General features: G+C 51.1%; 17 protein-coding genes. 3 read left to right on the forward strand and 14 right to left on the reverse strand.

Features of this window, described 5'->3' with window-relative positions; genetic code table 11:
- The first annotated feature begins 35 nt into the window (after positions 1 to 35).
- Positions 36 to 1319, forward strand: a complete 1284-nt coding sequence (locus GJJ30_RS11805) for a sensor histidine kinase (protein WP_154175358.1) — start codon at positions 36 to 38, stop codon at positions 1317 to 1319.
- 9 nt (positions 1320 to 1328) lie between these two features.
- On the opposite strand, the gene aac(6') is transcribed toward GJJ30_RS11805, so the two are convergent.
- The 4 genes from aac(6') to GJJ30_RS11825 all read right to left on the reverse strand — a co-directional run bounded on the left by aac(6') (position 1329) and on the right by GJJ30_RS11825 (position 5526).
- Entirely contained in the window at positions 1329 to 1784 is a 456-nt protein-coding gene (aac(6'), locus tag GJJ30_RS11810; protein WP_229313087.1) for an aminoglycoside 6'-N-acetyltransferase, read from the reverse strand.
- Between the two features lie 17 nt (positions 1785 to 1801).
- Complete coding sequence (locus GJJ30_RS11815; RefSeq protein WP_154175359.1) at positions 1802 to 2542, reverse strand: response regulator; 741 nt, start codon at positions 2540 to 2542, stop codon at positions 1802 to 1804.
- Between the two features lie 5 nt (positions 2543 to 2547).
- Positions 2548 to 4341 (reverse strand): sensor histidine kinase, encoded by a 1794-nt coding sequence (locus GJJ30_RS11820; RefSeq protein WP_170299172.1) that lies wholly within the window; start codon positions 4339 to 4341, stop codon positions 2548 to 2550.
- A 387-nt stretch (positions 4342 to 4728) separates the two neighbouring features.
- Positions 4729 to 5526 carry a glycerophosphodiester phosphodiesterase gene (locus tag GJJ30_RS11825; RefSeq protein WP_154175361.1) on the reverse strand — a complete coding sequence of 266 codons (798 nt, stop codon included), beginning with the start codon at positions 5524 to 5526 and terminating at the stop codon, positions 4729 to 4731.
- A gap of 63 nt (positions 5527 to 5589) precedes the next feature.
- Between GJJ30_RS11825 and GJJ30_RS11830 the strand changes: the two genes are divergently transcribed.
- Entirely contained in the window at positions 5590 to 6012 is a 423-nt protein-coding gene (locus GJJ30_RS11830; protein ID WP_154175362.1) for an Xre family toxin-antitoxin system antitoxin, read from the forward strand.
- A 24-nt stretch (positions 6013 to 6036) separates the two neighbouring features.
- Complete coding sequence (locus GJJ30_RS11835) at positions 6037 to 6513, forward strand: RES family NAD+ phosphorylase (RefSeq protein ID WP_154175363.1); 477 nt, start codon at positions 6037 to 6039, stop codon at positions 6511 to 6513.
- An 8-nt stretch (positions 6514 to 6521) separates the two neighbouring features.
- On the opposite strand, the gene GJJ30_RS11840 is transcribed toward GJJ30_RS11835, so the two are convergent.
- The 10 genes from GJJ30_RS11840 to GJJ30_RS11885 all read right to left on the reverse strand — a co-directional run bounded on the left by GJJ30_RS11840 (position 6522) and on the right by GJJ30_RS11885 (position 25287).
- Positions 6522 to 8306, reverse strand: a complete 1785-nt coding sequence (locus GJJ30_RS11840) for a purple acid phosphatase family protein (RefSeq protein WP_154175364.1) — start codon at positions 8304 to 8306, stop codon at positions 6522 to 6524.
- Positions 8307 to 8467: 161 nt separating this feature from the next.
- A complete protein-coding gene (locus GJJ30_RS11845; protein ID WP_154175365.1) occupies positions 8468 to 9844 on the reverse strand; it encodes a PhoPQ-activated pathogenicity-related family protein in 1377 nt (458 codons plus the stop codon).
- Between the two features lie 66 nt (positions 9845 to 9910).
- Positions 9911 to 11164 carry a hypothetical protein gene (locus GJJ30_RS11850; RefSeq protein WP_154175366.1) on the reverse strand — a complete coding sequence of 418 codons (1254 nt, stop codon included), beginning with the start codon at positions 11162 to 11164 and terminating at the stop codon, positions 9911 to 9913.
- 119 nt (positions 11165 to 11283) lie between these two features.
- The gene (locus GJJ30_RS11855) at positions 11284 to 12924 is read right to left on the reverse strand and encodes a SusD/RagB family nutrient-binding outer membrane lipoprotein (RefSeq protein ID WP_154175367.1); all 1641 of its coding nucleotides are present in this window, start codon (positions 12922 to 12924) and stop codon (positions 11284 to 11286) included.
- A gap of 21 nt (positions 12925 to 12945) precedes the next feature.
- Positions 12946 to 16356 carry a SusC/RagA family TonB-linked outer membrane protein gene (locus tag GJJ30_RS11860; RefSeq protein ID WP_154175368.1) on the reverse strand — a complete coding sequence of 1137 codons (3411 nt, stop codon included), beginning with the start codon at positions 16354 to 16356 and terminating at the stop codon, positions 12946 to 12948.
- Positions 16357 to 16483: 127 nt separating this feature from the next.
- A complete protein-coding gene (locus GJJ30_RS11865; RefSeq protein WP_154175369.1) occupies positions 16484 to 18124 on the reverse strand; it encodes a SusD/RagB family nutrient-binding outer membrane lipoprotein in 1641 nt (546 codons plus the stop codon).
- Positions 18125 to 18145: 21 nt separating this feature from the next.
- Positions 18146 to 21796 carry a SusC/RagA family TonB-linked outer membrane protein gene (locus tag GJJ30_RS11870; RefSeq protein WP_229313088.1) on the reverse strand — a complete coding sequence of 1217 codons (3651 nt, stop codon included), beginning with the start codon at positions 21794 to 21796 and terminating at the stop codon, positions 18146 to 18148.
- Between the two features lie 154 nt (positions 21797 to 21950).
- The gene (locus GJJ30_RS11875) at positions 21951 to 22991 is read right to left on the reverse strand and encodes a FecR family protein (RefSeq protein ID WP_154175371.1); all 1041 of its coding nucleotides are present in this window, start codon (positions 22989 to 22991) and stop codon (positions 21951 to 21953) included.
- 180 nt (positions 22992 to 23171) lie between these two features.
- Positions 23172 to 23711: an RNA polymerase sigma factor gene (locus tag GJJ30_RS11880; RefSeq protein WP_154175372.1), complete on the reverse strand. Its 540-nt coding sequence runs from the start codon at positions 23709 to 23711 to the stop codon at positions 23172 to 23174.
- 181 nt (positions 23712 to 23892) lie between these two features.
- Positions 23893 to 25287, reverse strand: coding sequence for a purple acid phosphatase family protein (locus GJJ30_RS11885; protein WP_154175373.1), 1395 nt, complete (start codon positions 25285 to 25287; stop codon positions 23893 to 23895).
- Positions 25288 to 25329 lie beyond the last annotated feature (42 nt).

Raw genomic sequence — 25329 nt, forward strand, 5'->3', positions numbered from 1 at the left:
ACCGATTAAAATAGGTTTATAAGAAGATCGCCCGATTGAAAGTCATCAAGGAAACGCTGTATAAATTAATTGGAAGGCCGGACGAGTTTTCGCTCGAAGCGCGGATTTTCAACGCCATCTGTATTTTTGTAGTGCTGAATATGGGATACAACATCCCGTTCAGCTTCCTCGTCGGCATCCCCGAAACCGCCTGGATCTGCACCCTGCTTTTTTTGTTCGGCGGTTACGTTTATTACCTGTCACGCATCCGGAACAAGTTCGTTCCAGCCATCACCACTTCCGGAATCGTCGTGACTGTTCTGTTTGCAGTCAACTACTTTTACAATTCCGGAATGGCAGGAGCGACCCTGCTGAGTTTTTCCATAACCCTGTTTCTGCTGCTGATTGCCGGGCCATCCCGACACGCGGTGTTCTGGGTGTCGATTAACCTGATTGTTGTCCTCCTGCTGCTGACAACCGAATACCTGTATCCCGAATCGGTGCGGGGAAAATACCCAAGCCGGTTGTCGCAAACCATCGATCTGGCGTCGATTTACATCACCAACGGGCTTTTTCTTTACTTTGGAACCCGGTTTTTTACCAGCGCCTATAAAAAAGAACAAAAACGGATTGAGGAGCGGTCGGTGGTGCTGGAACGATTGAATGCGGAGAAAAACAAGTTATTTTCCATCGTTTCGCACGATCTGCGCTCGCCTTTGGCGTCGGTGCAGCAGTATTTCGAAATCCTGAAAGAAGTGGATTTGGAGTCCGAAGACCGGAAAAAGATTGAATCGGAATTGCTGAGCAGCATTAATTACACGCAGGACATGTTGTTCAATCTGCTGTCGTGGTCGAGCACGCAAATGAAAGGCGCAACGGTTTCACTGGTTTCCGTCAATCTTTTTCTGTGCCTGAAACCGGTTGTTGAAATTTATAAACCGCTGGCACAGAAAAAGACAATTCAGCTGGATTTTCAGGTCGATCCGACACAGGACGTTCTGGCTGATGCCGCCATGCTTCAGCTGATTATCCGGAATCTGGTGGGAAATGCGATCAAGTTTACCGAACCCGGTGGGTTGGTAACGATTAGAGCGGTTTTGGAAGGGAAAAAGTGTCTGATCACGGTAAAAGACACCGGTCGGGGCATCGGGAAAGAAGAACTCGCGCCCATTTTCTCGCTCAAAGCCCAGCCAACCTTTGGCACCAACCAGGAGCGGGGCGTTGGGCTAGGCCTTTTTCTTTGCAAAGAATACGCCGAAGCGCAACACGGTACGATCTGGCTGGAAAGTACTCCGAGTGTAGGCACGACTTTCTTTTTGTCACTTCCGGTGCCGGTCTAAACCACGGATTCAGAGGTCTTTAATGAAGCAAACGATCCGATTTACTTCGCTAAAACCGGTTTTCTGGTGAAAATCAATGCTTGTCGTATTCGTGAGTTCCGTGTCCGAAGCAAATTGCCGGCATCCTTTCTCCCGGGCCCATTCTTCGCCGAAGGCAACCAATCTTCGACCGATGCCGTGTTTTTGATACCCCGGTTTTACATAAACCGCTTCCAGATAAGCCACCGGTGAATCGGTTGCTCCTTTCACGTAGTCGGTGCGAATAGTTACATGGACAAAAGCAATGTAAGTATTATTCACGCTGGCCAGGTAGCAAACTTCGTTCGCTGAATTCAGGATAGTTTCACCGTTCTCAAATTCTTCCTCGTAACGGCAATCGGGCCAGAGTTCCAGAACGAGTTCCGTCAGCGGGCCGATCGTAGCCGCCGAAAGCGGTTCAAATGACAAATCGAAAGGTTGGTTCATTGTCGTTGTCGCCGGTTTTACCGCGTCCGGATTACCCCGAGTTTTTTCAGCAAATCGGCGCGGCTGTTGGTTGGCACCAGAATCGGCGTGTTATGATGGCGCATGAATAACTGGTTTTGCTCCATTCGTTCAACGTGATTCAGGTTGATCAGCAGGGAGCGCGACAAGCGGTAGAAGTGGGAGAGGGGAAAATACTGCGCCAGATACCCCAGATTCATCGACAGCAGATGTGGTTTTTCCGTGTTGAGCATGAACACTTTCACGTAAGCTCCTTCGGCCAGGAGGTAAAGAACGTCCTTTTTGGCGACCTGCTCATATCCCTTATTGATCGGCAGAAATAACGTCTCGGCGTTTTCCTGGTGATTCGTCTGCCGATTATTTGTTGAACGATTGCAGTAGGCCAGCTCGATCTGAAAAACGATTTCGTTCTGGTGGAACGGTTTGATCAGGTAAGCCGCCGGATCGGTTTCCTTCGCCCGCTGGAAGGTGGGAACTTCCGAATTCGCGGTCAGGTAAATGATCGGCATCCGGTGAATTGCCAGCATATCGCGGGCCGTGGAAATACCGTCTGCCGTTGATCGTTCGAGGTGAATATCGACCAGCGCCATATCCGGTTTTTGCTGCCGGACGGCCGCCATTGCTTCCTGATAATTCCGGGCGATTGTCGGCACCCGGTGCCCGGCACTTTCCAGAGCATCTTTCAAATCGGTTGCCGTCAATAAATCGTCTTCAATAATCAGGATTTGTAGGGATTCCATGAACATTAAATTTTAAACTGCATTTCGAATCGAACTCCGGGCTGGGAACTGAACCGCCCGACGCCGGCGAGCTGATTGACCTGAATCTGAATCAGGCGCATGCCAAACGTCTTCCGTTGGGTTAGGCTGTCGTCAATGCCTGCTTGGGCGGGCAAACCCGGCCCGTTGTCGGCGATGGTCAGTTTCAGCACATTTTCCTGCTTCTCTCCAACAATCTGAAAAACCGGGTCCGGGTGATCCGGGAAGGCGTATTTACAGGCATTGGTGGTTAACTCGTTGACGATTAATCCCAGCGACAAGGCGTCGTTGGCCGACAATTCAACGGGAGCCAGATCAAAAACCGTGCGGATTTCGGAATAACCGAAGGTTCGGATGACGCTGGTCACCAGTTCCTGAATAAATTCATCGAGATTGACCGTCACCAAACCGTCGCCGTCGTAAAGTCGGCGGTGCAGAATGGCCATTGCCTGAACCCGAAGCTGACTTTCTTCGACGGCTTTTTTGGCGGTTTCGTCCACGAGTTGCCGGGATTGCAGATTGAGCAGGCTCGACACCACCTGAAGGTTGTTCTTGACCCGGTGGTTCTGTTCTTTCACCAGTTCGGCGTTTCGGATGCTGATGCGACGGTTTTTGCGGTAAAGAATGAAAAAGACGGTACAAAGCACGGCGGCAACCAGCAAGAGAGCCGACACGGCCCAGGTCAGGCGCTGTTGAGCGCGGAGCGTTTCCGTCCGCAGCGCCAGTTCGTTCTTCTGAGCTTTCAGGAGCGCATCCTTCTGCTCGGCCTTGAACTCCATATTTAACCGGGAAACGGCTGCGTTTCGTTCGGTGACGAAGTCGTTCCGTTCGATTTCCCGAAGGTTTTCGCTATGCTTCAGGGCCTGTTTCCAATGGCCCGTTAAGCGGTAATAGGTGTAATAAAGGTTTTCAAAGTTGCCCCGGATAAAGAAATCATTAAATGGGCTGCGGTTGTATAGTTTCTGTGCCTGTGTGAGAAAAACCCAGGCTTTCTGGGGTTGTCCGATGGCCAGGTAGCCATCCGCCAAATCCATCATCAATTTCATTTTTTGTCCTTCTTCATTCCGTATCGTTGCCAGTTTGAGCGCATTTGTCAGATACTTGATTCCTGTTTCAGGCTTTTTTAAAATTTTATGGATGTGGCCAATGCCCATCATATTCTCGACGATGCTATTGGTGTCTCGGTGTTTATACAGCAGCGGAGAGATTTTGTGCAAATAGTACAGGGCACTGTCGAATCGGGGTTTGGGTAAATGGGGTTTCAGCCCGCCCTCGGACCAGTCAATTGTGTAAAAGTTGGAACGTGATCCATACACCCGCACCCAGGCTTTGTACGAATTCAGGCGTTGGGCAATTCCTTGGGCCAGAAGTATATAGCGCCATGACTCCTCATACGAAACCTGTGATTCATAGATCCGAATGTACAATCGGCATAATTCAAACGAATCTCCGCGTGGTTCGAGAATTTTTAATGATTTCAGATACCAGCGGTGGGCAGTCACTTTATCGCCCGACGCGCCGTACGTCTTGCCATACAGATAATAGGCTTCGGCCAGCAGCAACGAGTCGTTCTTCGCGATGGCTTCCCGGTAAACCGTATCGGCATACAGCAACTTGTGGGGCTGGAGTTTCAGATACTGCGGATTCTGCGCCAGGCCGGTTAGGTAAGTCGCCAGGAGAGCAGGAAGCAGTAAAAACCGCCGGGTACGCCCACTGATCCCGGAAAACGGCTTCCATTCCCTGCTAGCAAAATCGAGTTGGAGCTTCAGAAAAAGCGTCATTGAGCGAATTGGCAAAAGGAAAACCGGCCGCTTCATAAGGACTGTCTAAAATTCAGATTTTCTTTTATTTCAGTTTGCTCCCAACCCCCTGAAGGGGGCTTACATCGGCGTCTCAAAGCCCCCTTCAGGGGGTTGGGGGTAAAGCGAATAAGGAAAATTATAAAATTTAGACAGTTTCGTATTGTTACCAAAACTTTACAACTGGAAAGTAAGCAAATTTAGCGGCAATCTATCGGCGGCTATGGTTTATTGTACGCATTTTTTTCAACTAATTTTTTCTGGCTTGGTCGGACCAATGCACTTCCGAAAAAAACAGGATCAAACCCTGTAACTGACACCACGATAGTTGGGATTACGTATACAATTCCCGTTCCGGCGCGTGCCAATTCACTTTCCCGATTTCAATTCCGTCAGCGCCTGATTCACCTTTTGCACATAATCCGTCTGAATGACGTCGATGCCCATGCGGGCGGCTTTTTTATATTGATCCGCATTCTCAAAAAAGTCGAGTGCATCCGAAAAAACCTGAATCCCCTGAGTATGAATCTGCTGTATCAACTCACTGGTAAGTGACGACCAGCGAACGTCGAACGCATACGGATGGAGCTTTTCAATCTTGCCCGGTAATTCTTCCGCACTTTTGAGCGACGGCATCAACTTGGCCCGGGGTTCAACCTGTTTTAAGGACGCCAGAAAACCATCGGAGCCGTAAAAAACCGCATCGGCCAGCACGCCAAACTCGTTTAGTTCGTCCACCAGTTGCTGAGGAGCCACGGCTTTGCAATCGACGTACAGATTCACTTTGGCTGCCCGGTTGGCGTTCCAGTCGCGGATCAACCGGCAGACTTCTTTGAGCGTTGGAACGCGCTCGTCTTTGAATTGGTGACTAAACCCTTTTCCCGCCGAGAGCTGCTTCACTTCGGCCAGCGTCAGTTGTTGGACCGGGCCGGAACCGCTCGTCGTCCGGTCGAGATTGCCGTCGTGGAGAATCACCAGTTGTCCGTCTTTGGTCGTCCGAACGTCGATTTCAATGTAGTTGACTGGCATTTCCAAAACCGCCCGGAACGTAGCAAGCGTGTTTTCGGGCGCGGTAAGTGAAGAACCGCGGTGCGCGGAAATGGCGGTTTGGGCAAAAATTGACAAAGGAAAAAGAAGGCAGAACGAAAGAAAATAAATCTTCATCATTGAAATGAATAAAAAACGACAAATGTCACATATATTTACGTCAAATAATCGAAATCGTACAAATTGAGCCTTCAATCGTCATCATCCAGGCCATCGACTCCGCTCGCCGGTATTATTCGGCAGGCACGTGTCGGCGTATTCCAGGCTGAGGCCGCCAAACTGGCCGTTCAATTGTCGTTGACCGAAAAGGAAATGGCCACATTGCTGGCCATGAACCTGCGGACTTTTCAACGTCGTCAAGCCAGCGATAAACTGGACTCGGTGGCATCTGAACGATTGGCTTTGTTAAAAAACCTGACGAACCACGGCCTGGATGTATTCGAAGATCAGCAAAAATTCAATCGATGGTTGCGGCAACCGCTTCGGGTATTAACCTCCGAAGATGACCCCGGTTCCGAAGCCACTCCCCTTGCCACGCTGGATACTGCAACCGGCTACCGGCTGGTTGACGCCATTCTGACCCGTCTGGAACACGGGGTTTTCTAAGTTTCCGCCCGGTTCTGCCTGATTATGCCGCTCGTCTACCGAATTACGAAAGAAAAATACCTGGATTCGATGCTATCTGGGAAAGGTGCCGCGTTGGAAGGTGGCCGTTGGAATGCTATTGATGTTCCACTGGTTTATACCGGTTTTTCTCCCGAACTCACGCTGCTGGAAATGCTGGTTCATCTTGAAAAAAGCTTGTTGGATTTGTTACCACCTTTTCAAATGGTTGAATTACTTGTTCCTGACACTTCAGCCATCCACCATTTTACAGAATCTGATTTGCCCCTTACGTGGAACAGTGTTCCGTATACGGAAACCGTTCAGCGGTTTCTGGAACCCTGGCTGGCTCCGGGCGGACCGTTGGCATTTTCAGTTCCTTCGGCCGTCATGCCCTGGTCACGGAACCTGCTCATTAATCCTCATCATCCGGAAATCGACCAGGTAAAAGTAATTCGCCATGAACGTTTACAGATTGACGATCGCTTGTTGGGGTTGCTGTAATCGCCGGGTCATTTCACAATCTTCAATTCATCTTTCAATTTTCCGTCCTTGTCAAAACTTTTGTAAACTAGCGTCTTTCCGTCGATTTTCAGGTGCTGATACAAAGGTCCGTTTTTGAACCGGACCTGGGCGTAAGGCTCATCCGGCCAGACTTCGTGTTCACTTGGAATGCCGATCGAAATGGTGTAAATCGTGCCCTGGGCGGGGGAGGAGACCGGCTTTTCGGCGAACATCGGCTTGGTGCGCTGGTAATAATGAACATGGCCGCTCATGACCATATCGACGTGGTAGTTGTCAAAGAGGCTGCACCACTCCCGGCGGATGTCTTTGTAATCTTCCTCAAAATTGTAAGGCGGAAAGTGGAAAAAGGCAAACTTCCAGTCGGCTTTCGAATTCGCCAGTTGCTCCCTGATCCAGGCGGTTTGAATTTCGATCGGCGAGGTCGCATCGATCATCAGAAAAAGTGCATTCTGGTACGTAAAGGCATAGGTTTGTTCTGCCGGAACGTCTTTCGATTGGGGACCATTTTTGGGTAAGCTGAACATTTCCTGGTACATCCACGCGCCCAAACCGTCCTGGCTATCGTGGTTTCCGGGAATTGGCAGAAGCGGTTTTTGCCGGAATATTCCGCCGGAATACTGCCAGAGTTCGTCCCATTCGTTGCGGTGCAAACCGGTGCTGACCAAATCCCCAGCAATGGAATAAAACGCGATTTCGGGGTGACGGGCGAGTGTTTTCCGGGCCAATGAACCCCAGTCCGGTGATTTGTGCGTATCGCCAAACCAGATAAACGAAAAACCGTCCGGTTTTGCCGACTGCGTTGTAAACGACGCCGGTTCCGACCAATTGCCAGACTTCGAACCGACCCGGTAGCCGTACGAACCCCCGGCCTTTAGTCCGGAAAGCCGGGCCGTAAACCGATTCGCAAACCGGTCATTTTGCAGCAGCCGATCTTCCATCCGAAAAGCCATTGCGGTTTTCGAAAGTGTGTCCGTCGTACCCGTTTGCCAATACTGCACCAGGCCCTCCGAAACCGTTGCTGCCGTCCTCCATTGCACATCCATCGTGCTCGTTGGGTCACCGCTCCAGGTCAGCAAAATCTGATCGGGTTGATCGGATGAAGGTGTCGCTGTTTTCCGAAATGCGCCCACCAGATGCGCTTCCCGCGCCCGGCCGCGAATGGTTTGAAACAGGGTTTGCCCGCGCAACGGTTCCGGTACTTCAGTCAGGGTCAGGTCGCTCCAGTCGTGGTACGTAAACGCCCCGATCCGCAAAGTGTCGAGGGTTTGGGCGGCCGGGAAAACCCTGGAAATCCGGATCGGCTCTCCCGGTTTTTGCGGCCCAATGCTGATGAAATAAACCGGGCGGTGTTTATCGAACCCGTTGATTCCCAGTTCTATTTTGCCGGCGTCGAACGCTTTTTGCCAGACTTCATACGTATATTCTTCGTTTTTGACGACCAGATCAGTCTTTTTGAAACCGCTGTTTTCCAGCCAGAACGGCAGCACTTTCTGATCCTGATGCCGCATCAGCGAAACTGTCACCGGCACATCGACCTCAAAAGTAAGGTACTGCGTGGCCAGCACTTTTTTCTCAGCTTCCGTCAGAAAACCGAGCACGTACGACTGGCTGATCGTGTCGAGTTGTTCCGGTTTCAGCGTCTGGTAAAGCCGGGTTACGGCATCATCCATAACGGTTTTTACAGAAGTGTTGGCGGGTTGGGAATCCGTTCGGCAGGAGGTACCCAAAAGGATACTCCCCAGACTAAACAGGAGAAAAAGGGAACGTTTCATGGGAGGTTTATGGGCTGCTTTGAAACCGCTGACAGATGGTCTTTAACTGTCTTGATGGTGAAGAGGGGCTTCGAAACCGCTGACAGGGCTTTCAGCCGCTGTCAGGGTTTCTCGCCCTGACAGTGGCTGAAAGCCCTGTCAGCGGCTAAAAGACAAGAGGCTCAAATCGAACTCGGTTTCAAAAACACCTCGTCATTGTCGGACACAAACATGCGGGTGCTTTCGGTGTACGTTCCGCCGTTCGGATCGGCATATTTCAGGTCCACATAAAAGGCGTGGTAGCCCGAGGCCGGAAACGCTTCGGAAACCTCCACTTTTGATTTGTTTTTAAGGCCCAGGCTTTTGCTGGTCCAGGTTTCATTCCGAAAATCCGTATCGGTTGAATTGGCCGACCACACGATCACATCGACCAGCGCGTCCGAGGTGGTTTTGATCGATACATCGACGCCTTTTTTCGTACTGGTGGCATTCCACTTGCAAATCGGATACGACTTTTTCGCCATTGTCATGCCAAAGAACGCACCCAGTCCTTCGAATGCCGACTTGCCGTCGCCCAGACTATGGCCCGCATTCGGCACGTAATGAATCATGTTGTCACCCGGAATATCGTCGTAATAATTTTTGATATTATCCACTACCCAATACTCATCATTGGTGCCCATAAAAATCATCTTCGGCATCGTTAAATTCTTACGATACGAATACGGATCGACCATCGTATTGATGGCGTTTCCGCTTTCCGTACGCGCTCCCTGCGGAATACCCAATTTGACATAATCCTCAATCTGAACGCTATATTCCTTCCATACTTTTACCTGATAATCCAGGCTCACCGGCATGTTTAAAATATCGATAACCATCGGTGCAATGGCCGTTACACGCTTGTCATTTGCGCCGGTCAGCCAGGTGGTCCAACCGCGTTTGGAAGCTCCTGAAACCACAAACCGGTTAACGTCGTGTTTCAATGTCTGCTTCGAAAATTCCTGTACCGCATCCATCGCCTTCACCGCACTTTTCACCATCGGAAACAGCAGCGGCCAGGTATAATCGCCATCTTTTTTGAAGTTATGGAGCGTGTACGAAATCAGCGCATCCTCCGTCAGGTTATTGAAAAACGGCTGATTGGGCGTTTGGCGCAGTAGGGTTACGATCGCTTTGTTTTTAAGGGCGATTCCGGCCAGACCCTGCACCACTTTGTCGTCTTTGCCTTTGTCATTCCAGTTCGGTTGTTCTGCCTTGTTGGAACCGCCGGTAATAAACAGCAATGCACCATCGTATTTATTCTCTTTCGGGACCAGAACCGTCACCTGGTGCCGCCAGGTAAACTCACGCCATTTCTGGGAAGTAAGCAGCAGGTTATAGGCTTTTACGTCGCCTACGTCGAAGGAATCTTTCAATTCCCATTTATACGATTTATCGTCATTATTCAAATAATTTTGAAGGGCGGTTTCCGGCGTTACAGCCTTCTTGTTGGGCGAATCAAACGACAGAAACGTCAGCGTTAGAAGTAAAATCAGTGGGGTTATGAATCGTTTCATTGGAATTGTTAGTTTTTAGATGTTTGGGTGCTTTAAACGGTTTTTGATGAATGAAGTTGAGAGAAGTTATTGTTCCGGTTTGGGACTTTCGGCGACTGATTTTAAAGCCTGTTCGATGTAAATTTCACCGGTCATTTCGCCGAGGCTTGTTCGGCTGATGTAATCGTACCGCTTGAAACTGTTGAAGTCGACTTTGGTCAGCATGTAACCGAAAGCGTCGTTGGTGAGGCCAAACAGGAACGGATATTTGGTGTTCATGTGACGTTTGACGTAAAAACCGATGTTGGGCAACGCTTCGCCCGGAATGCTCAGGATTTGCGCGGGGCCGATGTTCAGCAGGTTCAGTTGGGTGGTTACTTTGTCGGAACTGTTCAGCTTGTAGCCCAGCGGGGAATTTTTGAGAATGTATTTCATCATGTCCGACTCAATCGGGAACTCAATGGACCGACTCGCGCAGTAAAGCGATGGATTTTCCAGCACCTTCGCAGGACCAACAATCCGCAGGGCTTCTTCGCCGAGTAACTCCCCAATCCGGATGCATTCTTCCCAGGTGTTGGCTTCGGTGCCGCCCTCGCGCCGGACGTCCGCAGTCACCATGCCGCCCTGCGCCCCATTCATAAAAATGGCCATTCCGCCGGTTTTTGACTCGATTTTGTCGTAGAGCGGACCGCACAAATCCGGGCTTAGAATCCCCCGGCCCGAGCCGATGACTTCGGGGTGAATGGCATAATTAACCAGCGTAACGATCGGTTTTCCGGCAGTGGAAAGGGCCTGAATGACTCCGCAGCGCGGATCGTACAACTCGTCGGCGTAATAGTTGAAAGCAATCTTGCCTTTGGCCTCACCAACCGCAATTTTCAGGGTCGCGGGTTGCAGTTTAGCCACGGCTTCCTCTACTGCTTCGGCGATTTTTTTAACACATTGGTCAAGGTACGGCAAATCGGCCAGGGCTTTCCCCGACTGATCCGGAAAACCGTAGGCATCCGGTCCGCTGTGGGTGTGCGTAGCTCCGATCAGGACGTTGCCGGGCGGGATGCTTCTGATCAGCGCCCGCGATTTATTTCCCAAAACCGACGGCCAGCCCAGGTTATCAACACTGACAATGGCGATTCGGGTAGTTCCTTTTTCCAGCACAAACGCCCGGACGAACAGATCACCCTTTTTCTCCGTCGCTTTTTTCGGCGTACCAATTCCGCCCGAAATGGGCAGTAACGGATTGGGCGTAATCACCCGTAAAGCCGCCCCGGCCCGAAATGGCTGGGCGTGAGCGAAATACGCAGAAAGTATTAAAATAAAACCAACGAAAAGGACCTTTTTCATGGAGCTATTTAAACAAGACAAGAGAACATAGACAAGAGAGTAGAGAACAAATGGCAATCATCACGGGTGTTCGTATCTTTTCTCTCTTGTCTATACTCTTTTCTCGCCCATTCAGGCTATCACCACGGTTTTCCGGTGCCCTGCAACAGCCACGGTTTCGACCAGGGACTGTTTTTGCCATCAGCTTCGGAATTGGGCGTCAATTCCAGGCGGCCCAGGGCGGCATCGGAATTGGCTTTGTTCAGGTTGCGTTCGTCGAGCATGTAATAAAACCGGACGGGCAGCACTTTCCGTTTCGAATTCGGGCCGCTTTTCAAAACCGGGAAACCGGTCCGGCGGTAATCGAACCAGGCTTCGGTGGCGGCAGTCCAGCTCGCAATCCACTTCTGTTCAATGATTTGCTGCTGCGTTCCGTTGTAGGCAACGCCTTTCTGGGCAATATACGTGGCGTAAGAACCGGCAACGCCCCAGGTTTCCAGCGATGCCTTGATGGCGGCTTCGTAACGGGCTTTGGCATCGCCCGCGGCCCAGCCTTTCTGCGCGGCTTCGGCCAGAATAAAGTTCACCTCCGACGCCGACATCAGCCGGGCTTTCAGCAACGGACCTTTGGCCGCCCTGTAAATATCGTTCAGCCACGAAACGTGCGGATTTTTAGCGGCCTGTTCGGCGGTGGGGCTCAGGTTGTAGGCTGCTCCGCCGACAATGGCGGTGGGCAAACCGACGTAATTGGGATCCGTATTCACTTCCTTGCCCGCCACTTTATCCGGTGACAGATAGCGTTTGCCATCGACAATTTTGTCGGTTCCGGCGGGCAATGTGGCATCCACGACCAGCGGAATCTGCACTTTATTGGCCCAGATCGGTAATCGGGGATCACTCACCGCCAGCAGCGCTTTAACGAATGTATCGCTCATTTTTAGCCGCCGGTAATTGCTTTCGGTGACATCATAGGTTGCATTGGCAGGCCACGAATCGGAGTTGCTGTTTCCGGCAAACGGCATGGCGGCATCATCGGCCGAAGTCGTGATAATCGGATATTGAGTGGCATTGGCGATGATTTTTTCGATACCAGCTTTGGCCACATCCGGTTTTTTCAACGAAAGCCGCATGTAATACCGCAGCGACAGCGAATTGGCCAGTTTTCGCCATTTGGCGGGGTCGCCTTTGTAATAGACATCGGCCGATTCGGCGGTGCTGTTATAGGCATTTTTGGCTTTGGACAGCAAGGTGTTGGCTTTATCCAGATCGGCCAGAATACCGGTATAAATGGCCTCCTGCGTGTCAAAAACCGGAAACGTGTTTTCCGCCCCACCGGTTGCACCCTTGAGGGCCTGGCTGTACGGCGCGTCGCCCCACAGATCGGTAATGAGCCCAAACACCATCGATTTCATGACCAGCGCAATGCCCTGGTGCAGGTCGAAATTCAGTTCGACCGAGCGGTTGTAGACGTACTGGTTGTTCCGCAGAATGTCGTAATATCCGCTCCAGCTCTGGCTTCCGCCCCAGTCGTATTCGTTGTGCGAACCGGCCCAGCCGTCTTTCTGCGTGTGTTGCATCACCCCGGCGATGTCCTGATAACCCAGATTGACAAACGCTTTACCGGTTTCGGTCAGAACCGTCGATAACACCAGATTGGGGTGAGCCGTTGTTGGCTCCACGCCATTTGGATTGCGGTTTACCTCCGTCAAATCCCGGCACGAAAAAACCGTCAGGGCGAAAAGGCAAACGAGTGCGATGTGTTTATTGGCTGCGATTTTCATGTTTTCAGAAGATCGGGTTGCTTAAAAAGTTAAACCAAGACGGAAACCTACCGGAATGACCCAGGGCGTGACATTGTTGCGTTCAATGCCTTGCTTGAACTGAATCCCGGATGCCTGCACACCTGCTTCGGGCTGATAAGCCATTTCCGGATCAATGCCGATTTTGGCCGCCGTCCACAGAATAATGTTGCGGCTATACACCGAAACGTTTGCGTTTTGCATTCGTAGCCGTTTCACGAGGCCCTGCGGTAAATCGTAGCCAAACGACACTTCGCGGAGTTTCAGGAACGACGCATCGAACATCACCGCCCGCGAAAACGCCCAGGAAGTGGCCCCCGCAAAAGGCAGAATCAAGGTTCCGGGGCCGCCTAAGTTTTCTTTGTAACCTGTCGGCTTTCCGGTTTCATCGTAGCCCGTCGCCAGCACGCCCGGAATAAAGACTCCGCCGTGGGGCAGCGTGTAGGGACCGTATTTGAACGGATACCCGCCGTAATCGGGTGTTGGTCCGCCCACGAGCGGAAAGTTGTTGCCGTTGATCAGAATCATCTTGTCCTGGTTGGCCACTAAATAATTACGTAAAGCGTCGCCGGTCAGGCCGTTGGGATTGATTAGTTTATCCAGAAACAATTGCGAGCGTCCGTCTTCTTCGCCATAGCGGTAGGTTTGCGAGACAAAATCCCCACCGTTCCGCCAGTCGAAGCTCATGTTCAGGCTGAAACCACGGTAGGATAGCGATGTTTGGGCGCCCAAAATAAACCGGGGGTTAAAATTGCCGATTTTGTTCTTTGTGTTGATGGCATCGATGGCCTGCCATTTACCGGTTTGGTCGAGAATCGGGTAGCCGTAGTAAGGCGAATTCTTATCTTCGACCGTCACGACTTTGGAGTCATAAATATCACCGATTTCATCGCCCACGTACGTCCAGGCTCCGCCTTTGGCATCCGTCCAGAGGGTGAAATAGGGGATTTCGTCGGCCAATCGTTTGATGGTTGTGCGGTTGCGAGTCAGGTTGGCATTCACATCCAGCCGCCAGCCATTTTTTTCGAGCGGAGTTCCGCCCAGCGAAAATTCAAACCCTTTGCTGATCAGCAAACCGGCATTGATGTTCTTGGAAGTATAACCGGAAGAGGGCGGGAGAAGGGAGCTCAGAATCTGGTTGCGGTTTTCCGAATTGTAATACGTGGCGCTGGCCCGCAGGCGGTTTCGGAACAGATTCAGGTCCAGCCCGAATTCTTTCGACGTGGCAATTTCCGGTTTCAAGCTCGAATTCAGCAGGATTCCCGGTACGTTCAGGCGCGGAATGCCGTCCCAGGTTCCGGCGTTTTCGAGGGTGCTGAGCAGGGCGTACGGATTGGCATCGTTCCCGACCTGCGCCACCCCGGCCCGGAGTTTCAGCAAACTGATGGCGTTGGAAACCGGCAGCATTTCGTTCAGCAACACACTCAGCGAAGCCGAGGGGTAAAAATAGGAGCGGTTGGAAGGCGGAAGCGTACTCGACCAGTCGTTTCGGGCGGTCAGGTCCAGGTAAACCATCTCCTTGAAACTGAGATTTGCCAGCGCATACAGGCTGTAAATGACCCGCTCATACCGGGTGCTGTTGAAGTCGAGGTTGGCTGGGGCAATGTTCTGAATCGTGAACACACCCGGCACGATCAGACCGGTTCCGGGCCGGCTGGCGGTCGTTACATTCGAACCTTTCTGGTACCGGTAATTGCCACCCAAGGAGAAAGTTGCGCCGAAATTGCTGAACTCTTTCTTATAAGTACCCAGAAAATCGATGTTGCTTTCAAACGGTTTTATATTGATCAAACCGTAAGCTCCGCGCGGGTCGTTGACGTAGCTGTTGGAAATCCTGGTTTCCCGCTCTTCCGAATACGTGTCGAGCGAATACCGGCCCATCAGGCTCAGGTCCTTCGTGATCTGCCAGTCGGCTTTGATGTTACCGAAAAGCCGGTCGCGGGTAAAACCGTTGTTGATTTCGTTCGCCAGAAAATAAGGATTGTTGTAAAGCCCGTTGTACGGCGTTCGTTGCTGGAAGCCAACCTGGCCCGGCATCCAGTAATCTCGCAGATCCCGAATGTCGATGTGGGGGGAAATGTTATACGCAGCCTGCAACGGGTTTGCCCCCCGGTTTCCAGCGGGCCGGTTGTTCGAGTTATTCCGGCTGATGTCCAGGTTGGTACTCAGGTGCAACTGGTTGCTGAGCTTCACCGACGTGCTCAGATTCAGCGTATTCTTGAACAGGTCCGAATTCGGAATGATGCCCCGGTTTCGCATGTTCGAATACGAAATCCGGTAGGTGATCTGGTCGTTGCTGTTGGCAATGGAAATGCCGTTGGTGGTGGTAATACCGGTTTGTACAAAATTCCGGACGTTGTTTTTGTGCGACACCAGCGGCATCGGAACTGGTTTTCCGTTGGCGTCGAGCGGGCTGTTCCATTGCACTTCCTCGTAGCCTTTGTCCAGAGCCGCGCCGTAAGTCGCGCCAATTTCCTCCTGAATCAGTTTGCCGAAAGGGTTGGTCAAGGGGTTTTTACTGACCGAAACCGGAATGGCCGAATACTGCCCCGGACCAAAACTGGTCTGCCATTTCAGAAACTTATACGGTTGGTCAAAAACTGTGTTGGACGAAATGGTTACCGTCATTTTCTTCACTTTCGAGCCGTTTTTGGTCGTGATCAGCACCACCCCGTTGCCGGCGCGGGTGCCGTACAGGGCGGCTGCACTGGGTCCTTTCAGAATGGAAATGTTTTCGATGTCGTCGGGATTCAGGCCCGAGATGGCGTTGCCGTAATCCACGCGGTTGTCGGTTCCGATCTGGCTGACGTTGTTGAGCGTGTTGGCCAGCGGAACGCCGTCGACCACGAACAGCGGCTGGTTGTCGTTACTGAGCGATTTAGCACCCCGGATTACCATGCTGACCGATGAACCCGTTCCGCCGGTTTGGTTGATCGTAACCCCGGACACTCTCCCGGCTATGCTGTTGAGGACGTTTTCCTGAACGACGCGCGTGAGGTCCTTGCCGTCGATTTTCCCAACCGAATACCCGAGCGAGCGTTCTTCGCGTTTGATGCCGAGGGCGGTGACGACGGCTTCCTGCAGCGTTTCCGCACTTTCGGTTAAAGTAACATCGACGGTGCTGCGGTTGCCGACAGTTACCTCCTCGGTTTGGTACCCGATGTATGAAAATACCAACACGGTATTGGTTCCGCTGATGTCGAGCGAAAACCGCCCGTTGTCATCACTGGTGGTTCCGATCTGGGTGCCTTTGATGAGGACATTGACGCCGGGCAGGGGCGTGTTGTCAATGCCCAGTCTGGTTGTACCGCTGACTTTTCGACCCGATTGGGCCAAAACCGGGAAGAAACAAACCCCGATCAACCATGTGGTGACAAACAAGCATGTGAGAAGCTTAATAAACGTTTTTCGCATAGGAATAGGTTGAATTGAGTAGTAAGATAGGAAGCTGAAATATAATTATTATTATGCAAAAAGGGTGGAATTTCTTCCACCCTTTTTCTGATAAATCCTTCATTTGGTATGCGGAAAACCGTTTATTTTACCACGGTTTGCCGGTTCCCTGGATCAACCACGGTTTCGACCAGGGGCTGTTCTTGCCCTGTGCCTGGGAGTAGGTCGTTGTTTCGAGTTTGTCCGCAGCAGCGGTTGCGTTTTTGGCATTGATATTCATTTCGTCTTTCATGTAGTAGAAACGAACCGGCAATACCGTTCTTTTGGCCGCTGGCCCCGCTTTCAGTTCCGGGAAACCGGTCCGGCGGAAATCGAACCAGGCTTCGGTAGCGGCAGTCCAGCTCGCAATCCATTTCTGCTGAATGACCTGCTTGATTGTTTTGTCGAAAGCTACCCCCGGATTTGTGATGTACGTAGCGTAGTTGCCGCCCACCGTCCAGGTATTCAGCGACGCTTTGATACCGGCCTCGTAATGCGTTTTGGCATCGCCAGCCGCCCAGCCTTTCAGACCGGCTTCGGCCAGGATGAAATGAACTTCAGCCGCCGACACCAGCCGCGATTTCAGCAGGTTGCCTTTTGCCGCTTTGTAAATATCGTTCAGGAACGACACGTGCGGGTTGTAAGACGTCTGGCCGGGAGTCGGGTTCAGGTTATAGGCCGATGGCAGCGCGGAAAAGCTCGGCGGCATGCCCACGTAATCCGGATCGGTATCGATTTGGGTATTGCCCACTTTGTCGGGCGACAGGTAGCGTTTTCCGTTCATGATTTTATCCGTACCGGCTGGTAACGTAGCATCCACCACCAGCGGAATTTCGACCTTATTGGCCCAGATCGCCAGCCGGGGATCTTTCAGCGCCTGCAACGCTTTGACGAACGTTGCGCACATTTTGATCCGGCGGTAGTTACTGCCACTCACGTCATACACTGAGTTGGCGGGCCACGACGTTCCGTCGCTTGTACCGGGGAAACTCATGGTGGCGTCTTCCGTTTCAACCGTAATGATCGGATACTGAGCCGCTCCGGCGACAATTTTCTCGATACCGGCTTTGGCTACGTCGGCTTTCTTGCTCGAAATCCGCATGTAATACCGCAACAGGAGCGAGTTAGCCAGTTTTCGCCACTTGGTCGGGTCGCCTTTGTAATACACGTCGGCTTCGTCAACGATGCTCGAATATTCCGCTTTGGTTTTCGACAGCAGCGTGTTGGCTTTTTCCAGATCGGCGATGATACCGGAGTAGATAACCTCCTGCGAATCGTAGGCTGGCGTGATGTTATCGGTTCCACCCAGCTCGCCTTTTAACGCGTTGGTGTACGGCGCATCACCCCACAAATCGGCAATCAACCCGTAAACCATCGATTTCATGACCAGTGAAACACCCTGGTGAAATTCGAGTTTCTGCTCAACCGCGCGGTCATACAATAGCTGGTTGTTCCGCAGAATGTCGTAATAACCGCTCCAGCTCTGGCCATCGGTCCAGTCGTAGTCGTTGTGACCACTCGACCAGGCGTCTTTCTGCGTATGCTGCATCACCCCGGCGATGTCCATGTAGCCGAGGTTGACATATATTTTACCGGTTTCCGTCAGGACCGACGGCATCACCAGGTTCGGGTTCACCGTTTCGGGCGCAACACCGTTAGGGTTTACGTTCAGTTCGGTTAAGTCCTTACAGGAAAAGAAGGTCGTTAACAGAGCGACGAAAACAATGGATTTTCTGGATAAGATCTTCATTTGGATGAAGTTTATAATGGCTTAAAATGTTAAGTTAAGCTTGAAACCGACCGGCATCACCCAGGGCATCACGTTGTAGCGTTCGATCCCCTGTTTGAACTGCGTACCCGCCTGCGCACCCGCTTGCGGCTGGAATGCCATCTCCGGATCGATACCGATTTTGGCCGCCGTCCACAGGATGATGTTCCGGCTGTAGACGCCGATCTGGGCATTCTGGATGCCAATCCGTTTGGTGAACGTGGTCGGCAGGTCATACGCCAGCGAAACTTCTCTCAGCTTGATAAATGAGGCATCGAACAACGCAGCGCGGGTGAAATCCCAGGGATAGTTGTCGCCGTACGGAATGATTTTCGTTCCGGTTCCACCCAGGTTTTCCTTGTAACCGGTTACCTTGCCTTCTGCGTCATACGTTGCAATCACACCGGGGTTGAACACGCCATACGCGTACGTATTTCCGCCGTACTCAAATGGGAAACCGCCGTACTCAGCCGTTGGGCCACCCACGATCGGGAAGTGGTTCCCCGTGATTTTGATGTATTTGTCCGGATTCGATTTCAGCATGTTCGCCAGTGCATCGCCCGTCAAACCGTTCGGGTTGATCAGTTGATCCAGGAAGCGCTGCGATTTCAAGTCCGACTCGCTGTACCGGTAGGTTTGGGAAACGAAGTCCCCGCCATTCCGCCAGTCGAACGTCATGTTCAGGTGGAAGTTCCGGTACGAAATGGACGATTGCAGACCGAGGATGAAATTCGGGTTGAAGTTCCCGATTTTGTTCCGGGAGTTGCTGGCGCTGACGCTTTGCCACGAACCATCTTTGTCCAGAATCGGGTAGCCGTAGTAAGGTGAATTTTTGTCTTCGACCGTAACGATCTGTGAATCGTAGATATCACCGATTTTTTCACCCACGTAGGTCCAGGCACCTCCTTTGGCATCCGTCCACAGCGTGTAGAAATCCAGACCCGGCGACAGTTCTTTGATTGTCGTTACGTTCCGGCTGATGTTCGCGTTCAGATCGACTCTCCAGCCGTTTTTCTCGAATGGCGTACCACCCACGTTGAATTCAAAGCCTTTGCTGACGAGCAAACCGGCATTGATGTTTTTAGAGGTATAACCCGAAGAAGGCGGCAGTTTGGTCGGGATAATCTGGTTGCGGTTTTCCATCACGTAGTACGAACCCGATACCCGCAAGCGGTTGCGGAACATGGTCAGGTCGGCACCCACTTCGTACGAAGTCGCGATTTCGGGTTTCAGGTCCGGCAACAGGATGGAGCCGGATTTGGCCAGACGGGTCAAACCGTCCCACGATTCGTAGCTACCCAAGGTATTGATCAAACTGTACGGACCGGTATCATTCCCCGACCGGGCTACGTTTCCTCTGATCTTCAACATGTTGACATTGTTGGACATCGGAATCAGTTCGTTGACCAGGAAGCTCAGCGAAGCGGCCGGGTAGAAGTAAGACCGGTTGGCAACGGGCAGCGTGCTTGACCAGTCATTCCGAATCGACGCATCGAGGAAAATCATGTCCTTGTAACCCAGGGTCGTCAATGCATACAAACTATTAACGCCTTTCTGGTTCCAACTGCTTTCGTACTGAATGTTAGCCGTTGCGATGTTCTGCAGCGTGAACAAACCGGGAATGACCAAACCCGTACCGGATTTGCTGGCGTTGTTTACGTCGGTGTATTTCTGGTACCGCAGGTTACCACCACCCGAAACGGACAGGCTGAAATCTTTAATATCTTTCTTGTACGTCAACAGGAAGTCGGCGTTGCGCTCATAACGTCCCAGGTTCCGGATGCCGTAAAAACCGCGTGGTTCGCCGGTGTAGCTGTTGGCCATCGTGGTGGTGCGGCTTTCCTGATACGTATCCAGCGCATAGCGCAGCATCAGGTTCAGGTCTTTGGTGATCTGCCAGTCACCTTTCACGTTTCCGAAAAGACGGTCACGGGTGAAGGCGTTGTTAACTTCGTAAGCCAGGAAGTACGGGTTGTTGTAGTTTCCGATGGCCTGCGATTTCTGCTGCAGACCTTCTTTACCTGGCACCCAGTAATCTCGCAGTTCGTTGATGTCGATGTGCGGAGAAACCGCGTAAGCCCACTGCAGCGGGTTCGTACCCCGTTCGCTGGCGGGGCGGTTATTGGAATTGTTGCGGCTGAAATCAAGGTTGGTGCTCACCCGCAGTTTGTTGCTTAATTTCACCGAAGAACTCAGGTTCAGGGTGTTTCTGAACAAATCTGAATTCGGAATAATCCCCCGGTTGGTCATGTTTGAATACGATAACCGGTAGGTAACCAGGTCATTGCTGTTGGAGATTGAAATCCCGTTGGTCGTCGTAATACCGGTTCTGACAAAATCCCGGACGTTGTTCGGGTGCGCGACCAGCTCCGTCGGAATCGATTTGCCACTGGCATCTTTCGGGCTGTTCCACTGAATGGCTTTGTAACCTTTGTTCAGTTCCGGACCAACACCACCCGCCGATGCTTCGTCGATCATCAGGACACCGCCCGGATACGGGTTGTTATCAGGCGTAAACGGCAGAATCCCGGTGGCAAACTTGGAGTGCATGTCCAGGAATTTGTAAGGCCGGTCGAAAACCGTATTAGACGTAATGTTAACCGTCATTTTCTTCGCTGAGCTACCACTTTTGGTCGTAATCAATACAACCCCGTTACCCGCGCGTGAACCGTAAAGAGCGGCCGCGCTGGGGCCTTTCAGAATCGAAATGCTTTCAACATCGTCCGGGTTGATGCTGGAAATGGCGTTCCCGTAATCGACGCGGTTATCGCTACCACTCTGGCTGACGTTGTTCAGGGTGTTGGCGATGGGCACACCATCCACCACGAACAGCGGCTGGTTGTCGTTGCTCAACGATTTGGCACCCCGGATAATCATGCTGACCGACGAGCCCGTTCCACCGGTTTGGCTGATCGTTACCCCGGCTACTTTACCGGCCATCGAGGTTAGTACGTTTTCCGGAGCAATCCGGCTTACTTCTTTTCCTTCCACTTCACCAACCGAATAACCGAGCGACCGTTTCTCCCGTTTGATCCCGAGGGCGGTGACGACGGCTTCCTGCAGCGTTTCCGCACTTTCTTCCATCGACAGGTCAACCGTGTTGCGGTTGCCCACGGCGATTTCCTGGCTCACGAAACCGATATACGAAAACACCAGCGTTGGGTTGTTGCCGCTGATGTCGATGGTGTACCGGCCATTTCCGTCGGTGTTCGAACCGGTTTGGGTGCCTTTCAATACGATGTTCACACCCGGCAGCGCTGAGCCGTCCTTGCTTGACGTAACGCGACCGCTGATCTTGCGGGTTTGTTTGGCGTCGCCCGGTTCGGCCGCCCCGGTTTTTTTCCGGATAACGATATTCTTGTTTATAGCCTTGAATTCCAGCGACGATTGCTGCGAAATACTGGCGAGGATACTTTGTAGATTTGTGCCATTCTCAATTTTAACGCGTTTCTCCAGCTCAGCTTTCAGGTTGTCTTCAAAGAGGAAAACATAGCCGGTAACTTTGGAAATTTTATCGATGATTTTGCTGATCGATCCTTCCTCCCGGACAAGGGTTATTTTAACGTTTTCCAGATCGACTTCGGGTCGATCTGCCCATGCTGCCGGGAAACAGAGGCCCGTCAACAACGCTACTGTAAACAAATGCCTTAGCATTCGTGGAATAATAGAGTTCGAGTTCATAGAAGTATTGATTAGGTAGTAATTATCTGTAGATAAAAATGGATTTAATTTTATCCTTTACGCTACGAGCAGATCAAATTAAGAGGTGTTTTCGTTCATATTCATCTTTTCGCCTTTTAAGATATTGTTAATTCCTGATCACGACACTTTTTCCGTTTATTTCGTAGTGAGCATCAATAGCATACGTAATGGATTCCAGCATGGAATCCAGACTTTCATTCAGGTGAACGCCGGTAAATGATGTTTTGTAAAGGGCTTTATCTTCAATAATTATATCGACGTCATACCATTTTTCTATCGTTCGTTTGACGTTCAGCATGGGCGTGTTATTAAATTGCAGTGATCCGTTTACCCAATTGCTTTCCTGCTCCGCATTTACGTCCGTTATTCGGAACGCTTCCGTGGATTTATTATAGATTAATTTCTGATCTTTTATCAGAATAATGGGGTTGGAAGATTCGGAGTTTAAATTGACACTAACCTTGCCGGATTTGACGGTTATTTCGACTTCATTTTCGTCGTCATAATTCTTCACGTTAAAAGAGGTTCCGAGTACTTTTATCTTCAGATCTCCGACGGAAATAACGAACGGTTTTGTTTCGTCGCGCTCTACGTTAAAAAACGCTTCGCCATTCAGGGAAACCGTGCGGATATCCCGGCCAAACGGTTTTGGAAAACTTAGTTTTGTATCCGAATTCAGCTTGATTAAACTGCCATCACTCAGCCGGACATTCTTTCGTTTTCCCCTCGGAGCGGTTTCTTCTTTGGTATCCGGACTGGCAATTCGGGCGATCGGATTTTGCGGAGTTGCGACAATTTGCTTGAGCGAAGCGGTGGGCGGCACGAAATAATAAAGTGCACTGACACTGAACAGCAGGGCCGCAAAAGCCGCAATCACCCGGTAATCCCGGTAAAATGGGAGCGCAGGCCGGGCGGCAAAATTCGGTTGATCAGCAGCTGAATTATCGTTCTGGTTTATGTTCAGTTCAGGCTTGTAATTCGTTCGATCTTCTTCAACCAGTTCATTGAAATATTTCTCCAGGATCGGGGAATATTGCTCCAGCATCTCCTCCTTGCCCAACCCTTCCAATAATTCATCCAATTCTTTCTCAGACAGCGTATTGCTGATGAGTTTATTTATTAAATATTCGGCGCGGGACCGTACCATTCTATCGGTAGTTTGGTAAGTTGCCTATAATACTCTGACGCTTACGTAAAAGGCTATCGTTCAGCGAAATATTTTTGACGAAAACCGCCGGTTATTTTTTAGTATAAAAAGAAAAAAGCCGTTCAGACTCGGATCCGAACGGCTTTTTGAAAATGAAATCAGGGGCGGGTTAAAATGCGGCTACAAAGCGGCCAGATCTACTTTTTCGCGCAGAAACTGCTTCGCCTTGACCAGTTGATTCTTGACGGTATTTTTGGAGATCATCAACATCTCGGCAATTTCCTGATACGATTTGCCTTCCTCGATATTCAGAAACAGAATTTGCTTCCGTTTCTCAGACAACAGATTGACGGCCGAATACAGAAGCTGGAATTTCATTTCCTTGTCTTCCACCTCTTCGTCGCGGGCGGCTGCCATCTTCTCCAGGTAATGTTGTTTGAGCTGGTTGTTCTTTTCCATCTTTTTCAGATGATCGAACGCCATGTTGCGCAAACAGGTAAATAGGTATGAGGTAAAGTTAAGGGTAGGGTTAATTTGTGAGCGCCGATCCCAGATTTTAATGAATACTTCGTGGATCATATTTTCGGCCTCTTCCTCGTCTTTGAGGAGGGTAATGCAGAATTTAAGGGCCGGTGTCCGGTAGTACTTATATAACTCCGCGAAAGCAGCCTGATCGCCCTGGATCACTTTGCGGAGAATACGTTCATTTAGACAATCCATTGTCGTGGGAGATTAGGAATCAGTTAAAAATTACGGGAGGTTGTTATAAGTACTTCTTTTAGGTATTGACCAACCAGCTAACGGGCTGTTATTAACTTAAAGTAGGTCAAAATTTTTCAGAAATGCGTCGTAAAATGCGTAAATCTATCCTCAATTTGCGTAATGTGCTTTTTCGGTGATCTTATTGATTTTTTCGGGCTTTATATTCCTTGTATTTGCGATTATATTCTTCGAGTTGTTCGGGTTTGAATCGTTTCTGGTATTCAGTCGGTAGATCCAGCCGCTCGGGTTTCAGGGCGGGCGAACGGTCCGTCAACTGGTTTTGCCCTTTGGCGTTCTGCGTCAGTTCAAAGGAGTCGTACAACTCACCGGTTACCGTAAATGCCTGGTAAGAAAGTTTGCTGCCGTCGATGGAAATAATCTGGTACAGCTGCGTATTCGAAGCCGCCCGGTCCATCCAGTCCTGCAAACCAATGTCGTACATTTTCGGCCCGCTCACTGACACGACGTAAACCGGACCATCGGGGTATTTGCGGCTTTTCCCCAGCGGCATGTTCAAACCGCGTCCGTAAGTATGGTCGTGGCCCTGCAAAACCAGATCGACTCCGTACTTTTTATAGATGGGCTCCATTTTGGCCCGCCATTCTTCGTTGTCTCGACCGTTTTTGGTCGAGTAAATCGGGTGGTGGTGCGTCACGACCGTCCAACGGTTGGGGTTATTTGTCAGCACTTTCACGAGCCAGTCGGCCTGCTGGTCCAGAATCGAGGAATCCAGCAGAGCTGCCTGCGAGTCGAGGGCGATAAACCGGGTGCCCTGGTAATCAAGGTAATAAGCGGTTTCCTTTAATTTTTCGGGACCGTTTTCGGGTAAAACGAACGACGGTCGCCAGTGCCGCGACACTTTCGCTTTGCCGTCGGTGTCTTTAAAGTATTCGTGGTTGCCGGGCGTCGCCAGCGTCGGCACCATGCCGTTGATCCAGCCACCGGCTTCAAACCATTCGCCCCACTGCCAGTCGGCGTTGGAGGTGGTAATCAGGTCACCCGCGTGAATCATTAACGCAGCCTTCGGCATCGTAGAGTATGCCCCACGAATGGCCCGCGACCAGAGTGAACGAATGTCGTTCTGGGCATCACCAAAATAAATGAAGGAGAACGGAACCGGTCCATCGCTGGCGGTGGTAAACTGAAACCACTCGGTCCACTCTTTTCCGTTGCCTACTCGGTAATTGTATTTGGTCGCCGGTTTCAGGTTTTTGAAATGAACGGTATGGTACACTTTCGTCGTGCCATCGAGCAAAACGGCCTGGCTGGTAGCCGGAACAAGGGTCGCTTTCGAGGCCACATCGGGCGACGGGTCAGCTTCGGCAATGGCGCCTACCGCATTGGTGACGGTCGAATCGGTCCGCCAGTTGACCGACTGCGAGGTGGTTGGGTTTTCCTGCCAGCCCAACGTGAGTCGGTCGGGATAAACCGTTGGCAGATAAGGCTTATGGTCCTGTGCGACTGCGGGAATAAACGTTAGGAGACACAGGGAAAGCAGGCTGGAAGGTAAGAAAACGGGAAGGAGAAATTTCATATGGACTCTATTTTACCAATGGTTATACGGCCAAAATTGCCA

The organism is Larkinella terrae, assembly GCF_009668025.1.
GTDB lineage: Bacteria > Bacteroidota > Bacteroidia > Cytophagales > Spirosomataceae > Larkinella > Larkinella terrae.